Source organism: Planctomycetaceae bacterium, from assembly GCA_041398825.1.
Taxonomy (GTDB): Bacteria; Planctomycetota; Planctomycetia; order Planctomycetales; family Planctomycetaceae; genus F1-80-MAGs062.
The window spans coordinates 402713-413227 of sequence record JAWKTX010000008.1 but is presented as its reverse complement, the minus strand read 5'-3'; the positions used below and the strand labels follow the sequence as shown (position 1 = coordinate 413227).

Below are 10515 nucleotides of genomic sequence, written 5' to 3'. Positions count from 1 at the left end.
GGTCGTGTTGCTGATACCCGTGATTTCATTCACCTTGTTGGCTGATCGAGACTGTACCAGATCGAAGGTACCGACACCGTTGCTGTCTTCCTTGAACGAAGACCAGTTGCCGGTGGGATCGAGCGTCCACTGCTGTTCGAACGTCCCGCTGGTGATGGCGGTGTTGGTGCCGTTGAGCGTGCCTCGCTGCTGATCATTCAGTCGATACAGGCCGTCGTACGTGTAGAGTTCATCGTAACCGGTGAGCACACCGTCTTTACGCCAGATGCGATTGGAGGCTCGATCGTAGCCGTATTGAATCTGAGCCAGTGTCGTGGTGCCGGATTTCCACAGGCAGTTGTCAATCCGTCCGAACCGATCAAGACCCGAATAAATGTCGCCCGTCGCCGGATCATTGGAACTGCCGTACAGCGTCCACTGCACGCTGTTCTGACCGTACTGAGCGTTCACAAACGCGGAGGCTCCCAGATATTCGTGCGACACCAGATTGTAACCGGCTCCCGAATCTTTCATCGCCTGAATGCGACTGCACGCATCATTGATGCTGCCGGAGGTGCCGTAGTCATCCACCACATTGCGACCGTTCGGGTACGTCATGCCCGTGATACGGATCGTGTTCGACGAACCGCTCTCGTAGCTGTACTGAACTTTCGGAGTCGTCGACGTGTTCACCGTCCCACCATGTGCCGAACTGCGAGCATCCCAAGTAGAATGATCTCTCTACGGCCTGCCTAGCATGGCTCTACTTAAAAGCTTCTATCAATCCATTCCGAATTTCTGGAGTGCATTCCTCAAAACTTCTCAGGATTCTTGACTCCTTTCTATCGACAACACAGTAAACGCTTGATCGCACATCAACATTCTCAACAGCGTACCTGGATAATAGCGCGCACCATTCTGGTCTATCAATCCAGATATAATCCGAGGGATCAAACGACAGATGACAAAGAGCATCGCCAAGTCCGACAACCCCGGGTTCATCCGGTGGCAGCTGCACTCCCTGGACGTGACCGCTGAAACTCCTTACTTGATCACATTCAACAGGATCAATTATGAGAATCGAAACAGCGCCATCGGATGATTGAAACCGCGCGACTTCACTCCGCGCACATCCGACTAGCAGTCCTGCCAAAGACAGAAAATGCAACCATCGAAAAAACTCATATTGCATCACAATTACCTGCCAAGTGTTTCAGGGTAAATCCCAATGTACTGTCGTCCGGTTGGGCCCCAGTTCTCTCCCTGTCCATCTGGATCGCACCGCGGTGCTTGCAGTTGAGTGGGCAGAGGTTGAGGTTCTGACGAACCACCGCATGCATTGGCAGCAGCGCCGCACGATACAGGAAAGTTCCAATGCAAATTCTTCTGATCCCAATCGAAAGCTGCGCAGTACCGTAGGTTTGTTTCAATATCTGTCTCCGCTTGACATAGTGATCGGATGTAATCTGGTGAACATTCTGAACCTCGATTTGCGCGATGAAACATCAACACATCCGAAGGAAGATCTTCTGGACTGTATCCGGAGCTATTTGACACAGGATTGTTTCCCTGGTGCTTCTCGAACGTCTCCATTACCATACTGAAGATTCCCCATGCCGCACAAAGTATTTCGTTCTCGGAGAGACCTGTGAACACGTAGAAGCACATATTTACACCGGTTCGGGCGACAAATGGTCCTGCTGCCTTTTGTTGGGATGTCCCGAAACAGACAGTTCCTCGTCCTCCTCTCGATTGTCTCCCGATCTCGCGAATCTTTGCTATTAGCTGCTGAGCTTCAAGTAAACCGTTTCCAGGCTTGCTTGGATCTGGACCACCTGCGTGCGTCCAATCTATCCAGCCGCATTTGCAAGAGTATTGTAATTGGCGATTTCGAATGGCTTCTGCCTTCTTCGCTGGGCATTCTTCTGATCTGCCGGCCGACATAACTTCTGATCTGCCCGTCGACACCACCTCTCCAGTCACGGGGTTCCATGGCCTCCCATATGGATCGGTCAATGGCAAAAATGCCTGCGACCCAAGAGGATCTAATGCTAGAGAAGGGGCGGAATGTCCATACACATACAAGCCCATCCCATCGACATACCCGAGCGGATCGCGTCTGTTCCACGTTCCAATTTGCGGCAGGAGGAAACGATTCCTGACGTAGTAGATCTGTGGGTGGTCGAGGTCGTATTTGTAGCCGGCGTAGAGCGTTTCGAACTTCGATGCGGAGGAGCTCTGCACGGCTCCGCTGGCGTTCAGGAATACTGGGGAGCCGTAGGCTGAGTAGGCGAAGCGTTCGGTGACGGTGGAGGTGGTGCCGGTGAGGGCGATCATGTTCCAGTTGCCGTCCTGCAGACCGTAGCGGCGTTCGTCCAGTGTGCCGTTGCCGTCGGTGTCTCGGTCACGCAGGACGAGGTCATCGATGTACCGCAGACCCCAGACGTACTGCCGGTTGGCGGTGGAATTGCTGTCGACTCGTTCTTCCACGCACTGCCCGCCGGGCGTGTAGTAGTAGTGACGCGTTTCATCCAGCGTGCCGTTGGTGTAGGTGGCTTTGGCGATGCGGTAGCCTCGGGCATCGTACGTGTTTTCAACAACCGGGCTGGCACCGTCACGAACGGACACTAAGCGGTTCCATGCATCGTACTGAGCCTGCATTTGTTTGGGCACCGACGAATAGTTCTCCGTCATCGCCGACCACTGGGCTTCTGTCAGCGTATTCCACTGTGTTTCCACCAGAGGCACCCACGCCGGGTTGGAACCGACCGGTGTGCTTTCTCCGGCATCCGGCAGGCCTGTCATATTGCCCGCCGCATCGTACCCCGGAGTCGCCCATGCCGTACCGGTCGTGTTGCTGATGCCCGTGATTTCATTGACCTTGTTGGCCGAACGAGACTGTACCAGATCGAAGGTACCGACACCGTTGCTGTCTTCCTTGAACGAAGACCAGTTGCCCGTGGGATCGAGCGTCCACTGCTGTTCGAACGTCCCGCTGGTGATGGCCGGCCGTATTCGTACCGTTGAGTGTGCCTCGTTGCTGATCATCCAGTCTTTACAGGCCGTCGTGCGTGTAGAGTTCATCGTAACTCTTAAGAATTATGAATTGAAGTAGACCTCTGTTAATGATTGAACAGAAAAACACACTACAAGCTCTGTATCTAGTTCAGACAGCAGCTCTAGGAGATGACAGTCAACAGGGAATGCAGTCGCAGCTTGAACACCTGCAAATGAGAAGCTCAGTTGTAGTCCAATTCGGCGATTCCGTGTTAACTGATTTAGTTCCAGTAGAACGGTGCGGTGCGTTTTCAGAAACTCAGTTGCGAGGATGCACTGTTCGTCAGCCGAGCGAGACGCTAAGTGTGGATCAACCACATGGACATATTCCTCAGACTGACCGGGAATTAATCCAGCCTTCCAATCTAGTGTAGTGTCTCACTCAGTTTGTGATTTATCGAGTACCGCTCGAGCTCGGGCAACTTTTGCGAGGATGTCATCGGGATTGGCTGTCCAGGTGAAAGGCTCTGGTGCGTTGTTGGTCTGATCGAGGTAGTCCCAGATTGCGGCTTCGAGTTGGGCAACGCTGTTGAACGATCCTCGGCGGATGCACTTCTGTGTCAGGTCGCGGAACCAGCGTTCAACCACATTGAGCCATGAACTGCTGGTCGGCGTGAAGTGAATGTGGAATCGGGGGTGACGAGCCAGCCACTTCCGCACACGTTTGTGCTTATGCGTTGCATAGTTGTCGCAAATGATATGCAGTTCGACGTCGGGAAACGTCTCATCGATTGTCTTCAGAAAATCAAGCCATTCGCAGTGCCGATGCCGCGGTTTGAAATCTGCAAGGACAGTGCCATCGGCCACGTTCATCGCGGCAAACAAAGTGGTCGTCCCGTTGCGTTTATAGTCATGGGTCATTGTCTGCAGCCGACCCGGGAACATTGGCAGGCTCTTCTGGGTACGATTGAGTGCCTGGATCTGACTCTTCTCATCGACGCTCAGCACGATCGCGTGTTCGGGCGGGCTGAGGTACAGACCCACAACATCATGCAGTTTTTCTTCAAACTTCGGATCGTTCGAAACCTTGAACGTCTTCGTTCGATGCGGCTGAAGATTGTGCTGCCGCCACACGCGATGCACCACCGAACGACTGACACCCAGATGCTGCGCCAGTGTTCGCACGCTCCAGTGCGTGGCTCCCGCAGGCTTCTCCTGAGTTGTCGCGTCGAGAACCATCTTCACAACCTTCTGGCACGGCTTTCGCCCACTTCGCGGTGCATCCTTTTCAATGGCCTTCAGGCGTCCTTTGACAAAGCGAGTTCGCCAGCGACAGACAAACTGCGGATCGGTCTGCAGTTCTGCGGCGATTACCTTATTCTGAAGCCCCTCGGCCGCTCGCAGAATCACCTTCGCACGAAGCACGATTTTCGCAGGCGTGTTCCTTCCGCGGCTGTACTTCGTCAGCGTCGTTCGCTCTTCCTCAGTCAACTCGATCGCCGGTGCCACTCGCATGGATATCCTCCTTGAAGAATCAGATACCCATTCAACACCGCACGCACAATTCAGCGCCGAATAATTCACCACATTTCAAAGACACTACACTAGCCGGAGTCGGATCTGCAGCACCGAAAAATTGAATGGGGAATTCTACAAAATGAAGAAGACCCAGCGATCCGACGAATACTGTGGAAAAAAAAACAATTTCGCGAATTGCCTGACTTATTAACGCCCGTTGTTGCATACACCTACTCCGCTGATGCGTAATTAATTCGCCGCTATATGAGTCCATCGTAGACCGTCTGATCAGCTCAGAATTCAATCGTCTGATTCGCGGTAGCCCCTGATTCCATTGACCTTGTTGGCCGAACGAGACTGCACCAAATGCAGTTGCTTTGATCGTACCGAGCCGGAATAGGTGAATAGCTACTCATCATCTCCGCTTGAGCCGGGCGAATTGCTTCGCACAGACTCGCGACCGAATACACACCAGACGAGCACTTGAATTGCATGCGAGACTGACGGCTTCTGAAATACTCGAATCATTGTGTATACCAGCGCTGCCGCCGCCCCACAAAATGAGACCCACATGAATTGTAGAAATCGCATGTCCCAAGGGTGCGAAGCCAATTCATAAAAGGATCCGTAGTTTGACTGAAGCAAAAGGTCGCTCGCACAAGAAGTGGCAACTTTCTGGTTTCGCAATCTCTCTGGGGATTATTCTTGGAACTGTGGCATTCTGCGTTAAGCACCGCATCGTTTAACTCTCCTTCGTTCAACATTCTCCAAGTGGCACGAAGCTCTGCATTGTTTGAGCCCAACGGCTCAGCCACTTTGTGATGCTTCAACGCGAAGTACTGGAAACAACCAACAGGTAACGGTTGCGTGAATGAACACCCAGTCAGCACATTCATCGCAAGAGCAAGAAGAGCAGCAATGTGAATGAAGTCATTTTGCACTCTGCACGAACCCCTCAAAGTTTTGACGCACACAATCGGGAACCTGTTTTTCAAACCCAGGCGTCGGACGCCCCCCAATCGGTGGCACACTCGGCGGCCACGGAATTGGAGGATCATGCATGGATTCGACCTTCGGGCTATTCAGAATCTATTTACCAAGCAAACAAAGCTCCAACACCTACCTTGCACCTCAGTTGCTGTTGCACCCCGGAAGGAGACCGCCTTCCAATCTTGAAACAGATTAAGACAGCCGACGGCCCCGTCGTCCTTACAAGCCGTCAGAACATGCGATTGCCCTGCCTTTAGTGGCAATCTCCCTTTAGCGACTTTACTGGTACCTTTGATCTCATTGCATAGCGGCGTCCCCCGTATCGTTTTGTTCACTGTCCTTAGCATTAAAACGACGCCAACACTCAAGGTACGAATTACCATCTCTCGGTCGAGGCTCTTTAATGAAATCGAGAACCCCCGCGTAAAGGAATTCACAGGAAATCCCGGTTGAGCCGATTGATTCGACGTGTTTCATGGCGTTTGCCAGCACTCGAAATACGTCCGATGAGAATACCGGTTTTGGCTGACTCTTAAAATCGATGAACTTTCCAGAATCGAGGTCGGCACGAGGTTTCAACACCAATTCAAGGTGCGACATCGGTGAATTCCAGCCGGGGAACACCAAGTATGATTCACACTCGATGCAATTCTGCAAACCCTTAACGAGATGGTACGGAAGAACGTATCTCGACCGTGCCGCAAATGCAACGCCCACAGCCTTTGTGATCACTGACATCGATATCGAATCAAAACTGATTAGTTGCACCAGAAATTCTCCGATGTAATTAGAATTCTAAACCAGGACAAGGGCCTTTGTGCGCACTGTCATACTCCCATCCCGGGTCACAAAGGGTGTCGCAGCATTCCGCAATGCTCGTAGTCATTGGAACGTTGCAAACTGTCTCAAACGTACGATAGCTCCAAGTTCCCGCCGCGTATCGACGGCATTTACAACAGACGTTGTCCCAAGTCGGGGCATTTCGCGATTGTTGAGCGACTGGCAGGTTCTCTTACATTCAGACTTACAAATCAGCCAGTGAAGCACTGTAAATGTTCCGCCGTAGAGCTCATCACAAGTGTCGTAGCATTCGCCAAGACAACTTGCAAACGAAGGACGGAGGCCGAAAGGATCGACTGCTCTTACAACAGAGTTACTGTCGAAAGTTGTGTTTGGTTGAGGGTTGAAAGAGGCGGCGTATTTCGAGATGACTTGGTTTGCAAACGAAGACCAATTTCATTCGAAAGGAACGCCACCCGTGAAGAAGAGTACTCAGAAATGTGGTTCAGAGACAGTCAGCAGCTTGGTTGAAGTTGAGAACGAGACACCGGTTGTTGCTCAGGAGACAGCGGCTGAAAGTCCTCGTGACGTGCTCAGCATGGAGAATCACAAAGGAGACATTCTACTTTAGGAAATAAGCACACTGTCCCCTTTAGCGATTCCCTTAGGAAATAAGCACAATGTCCCCTTTAGCGATTCCCCCCCTTTAGCGATTCCCCAAAATCAAACAGCACCCTCGGCGAAAAGTCTCTCCGGAATTCCCACCAATTCGGCCAACGGCCCAAAACAGGCCCCAAATCCCTACACCCCCCAATTCGGCCAAAAACCCGACATCAATTCGGCCCGTAACAAGTCACTGGAAGGTTGCAGACTGGTTCAAACAATAGCGTCGAATGCTTCGCCGAATTGCTCCTTCAGTAGCTCCTCTCTCCCATATGCTGTCAATGCTCCCATTAGAACACCGAATCCTCTGCCATCGATTGAATCCGGATGTGTGAATTCAAGGAGAATATCATTAAGGCTAGGCTGTTCAGTCTCGACTGCTTTAGGAGCGGTGCGATAGCTCCAAAGATAACCACTCTTGCATAACAAGCTTAGCGATTCAGCTAGTTTCGTTGAATCGTCGCCAACTTTGGATAGGTCTTCTACACATTCAGTGAATGGAAACCACCGGCCAAAAGATTCAAGCAGCCATCCAGACAGCGATGCAGCGCCGAAGTGCATGGTGCGAGTTTCTGGCTGCCAAGATCTATTGGAAACTCCAACATCGATAACGGAACCGTGGAATGAATTACTGCCCCCCCGTTGGGTTTGAGCACACCAGAATTTATGAATTCCTGGGAAACCGACTGTCCGGACCCATTCGAAGAACGTGGCGTCAGCTCCACTTTTGAATCCAAAGGCTTGAAGTCTCCTAACGACCTCAAAGAAGCCGTGCTCGGTCAATGTCATCACCAGCTTATTAGCGTCCTGAAGCGGCCGCCATTGTGGGTGCCAGAGTTCCCGAGCTATTTTGATATTTATTCCTAAATCCGGTTCAATCGAACTTGCGCCTCCATCAATGCGGAGCATCTCGGAGTCTACGAGTTGAATTAAGGCAAGACGAATAGATCGCGGACACATCGGTAGGCGAGGTAGCCCATTCTCTAAGTCTTCAAAGTCTATTCTTGAGGTGGTACAGGTTTCAGGGACAGGTCATTCTCTTATTTTGAGAGTTTGATGAGCTGTTCGAACTGAGCTGGCGTCCTGTACTCGAGGCTGGAGTGTCTGCGTTCGTAGACAAGATTTGCCCTTTCAAACGAAACCCCAATTCTCTTAATTATTCACCGCGAGACTCCATCCCTCGATGTCGTAAAGGTAACGTGAATCGGAAAGTCCTTGCATTCAACTCAAGCAGTGGATTGCGGCGATCAGTCAACGTTCTTTAGGCATGACGGCACCCCTAGTCAGGAACTGGCCCGCGGGCGTGTCTCTGCAGCAGACACAACAAACGACGGAACCTTCTTTTCGATCCGGATAATTCCGAGAAACATCGTTCGGACAGAAGATATTCCGGTGTTCTCCATAACCCGAACGACATCGGTAAATTGCTCCCGCCCCGGCATTTGGTAAGCCTGACGTGGGGCACCGCTGCGACCAGTCAACGCGAATTGATTTCTTATTGTGAACCTCTGGTCCGTCTAAGTTATCATCAATAGGATAACAGCCTTGCCAAAATCGGTCCATCCGGTTTTCGTTTTTTGCGACGATTTCGGTTTTTAATTAGTGCATGCAGGACCTTTATATCACAGATCCTTCTTTGAGGTCTTCGGTGTCGAAGGTAGCGTTGACGTTGAGAATCATCAGTGGAGTAGTTGAGCATCCGTCTTCGAATTTGTGGGCTCAGCCGAGCTGGCGGTTCACACCAAGATGGCGACAGACTTCAGAGACGTTTGCACGAGCTTCCTCGATGGATTCGGCCGCATAGCGTGGCATTCGTTGCGGCCGAAAATAGTCGCTTTACCTCTCTTCGAGAGATCGGCTTCAGGTCCTTACTTCGTCTCAAACGAGCGCCACTGGGCACTGGATCAGCTTGTTCCGATATAAAACGCGTTGAGGAAAGCCCAGCAGCAACCGATGCAGTGTAATCCAAGAAGCAACTACACTGCTTTTCTGAACTCATCCGTGACGCCGGCGAGTCGAATTCGCCTGTTTCTTTTCCGAGCCATTCTGAAGCCTTTCTATGGACATGAATTCGGTGTCAAACCTGAACCACCTCATCTGGCGAGCCAAGATTGACGGGTTTCTGGCGTCATGAAGCCAAGGAAACAGTTCGAGAACATCGCTCTCATCAAAGAGGGAGACCGTCCACAGACGAAGTCGTATGGTGCAGCCACAAAATCTTCAGACAAAGCACAATTCTCTTAATTATTCACCGCGAGACTCCATCCTCGATGTCGTAAAGGTAACGTGAATCGGAAAGTCTCCGCGTTCCTGGACAAGCAGTGGATTGCGGCGCAGTCAACGTTCTTTAGAGCTGACGCGTGACCCCAGTCAGGAACTGGCCCATGAAGGCGTGTCTGCAGCAGACACAACAAACGACGGAACTTCTTTTCATCCGGATTTCCGAGAAACATCGTTCGGACAGAAGATATTCCGGTGTTCCCATAACCCGAACGACATCGGTATGCTCCGCCCCGGCATTTGGTAAACCTGACGTGGGGCACCGCTGCGACCAGTCAGCGCGTTATTTCTTATTGTGAACCTCTGCCGTCTAAGTTATCATCATGGGATAACACCTTGCCAAAATCCACGCTTCAGCGCCTCCTACGGAGTTTTGTAAGGCAATAGTGGCTTAAGGTCCAGACCCACAACATCATGCAGTTTTTCTTCAAACTTCGGATCGTTCGAAACCTTGAACGTCTTCGTTCGATGCGGCTGAAGATTGTGCTGCCGCCACACGCGATGCACCACCGAACGACTGACACCCAGATGCTGCGCCAGTGTTCGCACGCTCCAGTGCGTGGCTCCCGCAGGCTTCTCCTGAGTTGTCGCGTCGAGAACCATCTTCACAACCTTCTGGCACGGCTTTCGCCCACTTCGCGGTGCATCCTTTTCAATGGCCTTCAGGCGTCCTTTGACAAAGCGAGTTCGCCAGCGACAGACAAACTGCGGATCGGTCTGCAGTTCTGCGGCGATTACCTTATTCTGAAGCCCCTCGGCCGCTCGCAGAATCACCTTCGCACGAAGCACGATTTTCGCAGGCGTGTTCCTTCCGCGGCTGTACTTTGTCAGCGTCGTTCGCTCTTCCTGAGTCAACTCGATCGCCGGTGCCACTCGCATGGATATCCTCCTTAAAGAATCAGATACCCATTCAACACCGCACGCACAATTCAGCGCCGAATAATTCACCACATTTCAAAGACACTACACTAGCCAGACCCATTGTATCCCGCCCCCAAATCCTTCATCCAGCGTCAATCGCATACCATAAATGCAGTCTACTCTGAAGCCCTGCAAAGGACCAATTCGATCCCGCCATGGTTTAACGCGAGCCATTCTCGCCATTGCACCCCATCGATCGTTCGTTGGACATTACAATACGGCAATCCCGAATCATCGATTTCCGAGACTACTACGACAGTTCCAGACTCGATCAGCCAATCGTAAAGCTCTTGTGTTTCTAAATGTAACCAGTCCCGTCGCAGTTCCATTGGCCATTCGATAAGTCTAACCGCGTCACCGATCTTCAAGCGTCGCCAATCGCAAAAA

At 51.6% G+C, this 10515-nt stretch carries 7 protein-coding genes; 1 reads left to right on the top strand and 6 read right to left on the bottom strand.

Annotated elements, in window-relative coordinates; all coding sequences use genetic code 11:
- From R3C20_16465 to R3C20_16455, 3 genes are all read right to left on the bottom strand, one after another.
- The coding region (locus R3C20_16465; protein ID MEZ6042098.1) for a hypothetical protein at positions 1 to 672 on the bottom strand (672 nt) is incomplete at its 3' end.
- 504 nt (positions 673 to 1176) lie between these two features.
- Positions 1177 to 3063, bottom strand: coding sequence for an RHS repeat-associated core domain-containing protein (locus R3C20_16460; protein ID MEZ6042097.1), 1887 nt, complete (start codon positions 3061 to 3063; stop codon positions 1177 to 1179).
- A 351-nt stretch (positions 3064 to 3414) separates the two neighbouring features.
- Positions 3415 to 4491 carry an IS630 family transposase gene (locus R3C20_16455; GenBank protein MEZ6042096.1) on the bottom strand — a complete coding sequence of 359 codons (1077 nt, stop codon included), beginning with the start codon at positions 4489 to 4491 and terminating at the stop codon, positions 3415 to 3417.
- Positions 4492 to 6742: 2251 nt separating this feature from the next.
- Here R3C20_16455 and R3C20_16450 point away from each other — a divergent pair.
- Positions 6743 to 6895 carry a hypothetical protein gene (locus R3C20_16450; protein MEZ6042095.1) on the top strand — a complete coding sequence of 51 codons (153 nt, stop codon included), beginning with the start codon at positions 6743 to 6745 and terminating at the stop codon, positions 6893 to 6895.
- 245 nt (positions 6896 to 7140) lie between these two features.
- Here R3C20_16450 and R3C20_16445 read toward each other — a convergent pair whose 3' ends face one another.
- From R3C20_16445 to R3C20_16435, 3 genes are all read right to left on the bottom strand, one after another.
- The gene (locus tag R3C20_16445; protein MEZ6042094.1) at positions 7141 to 7836 is read right to left on the bottom strand and encodes a hypothetical protein; all 696 of its coding nucleotides are present in this window, start codon (positions 7834 to 7836) and stop codon (positions 7141 to 7143) included.
- A 1734-nt stretch (positions 7837 to 9570) separates the two neighbouring features.
- Positions 9571 to 10086, bottom strand: a complete 516-nt coding sequence (locus R3C20_16440; protein ID MEZ6042093.1) for a helix-turn-helix domain-containing protein — start codon at positions 10084 to 10086, stop codon at positions 9571 to 9573.
- An 84-nt stretch (positions 10087 to 10170) separates the two neighbouring features.
- The gene (locus R3C20_16435) at positions 10171 to 10302 is read right to left on the bottom strand and encodes a hypothetical protein (protein MEZ6042092.1); all 132 of its coding nucleotides are present in this window, start codon (positions 10300 to 10302) and stop codon (positions 10171 to 10173) included.
- Positions 10303 to 10515: the final 213 nt, after the last annotated feature.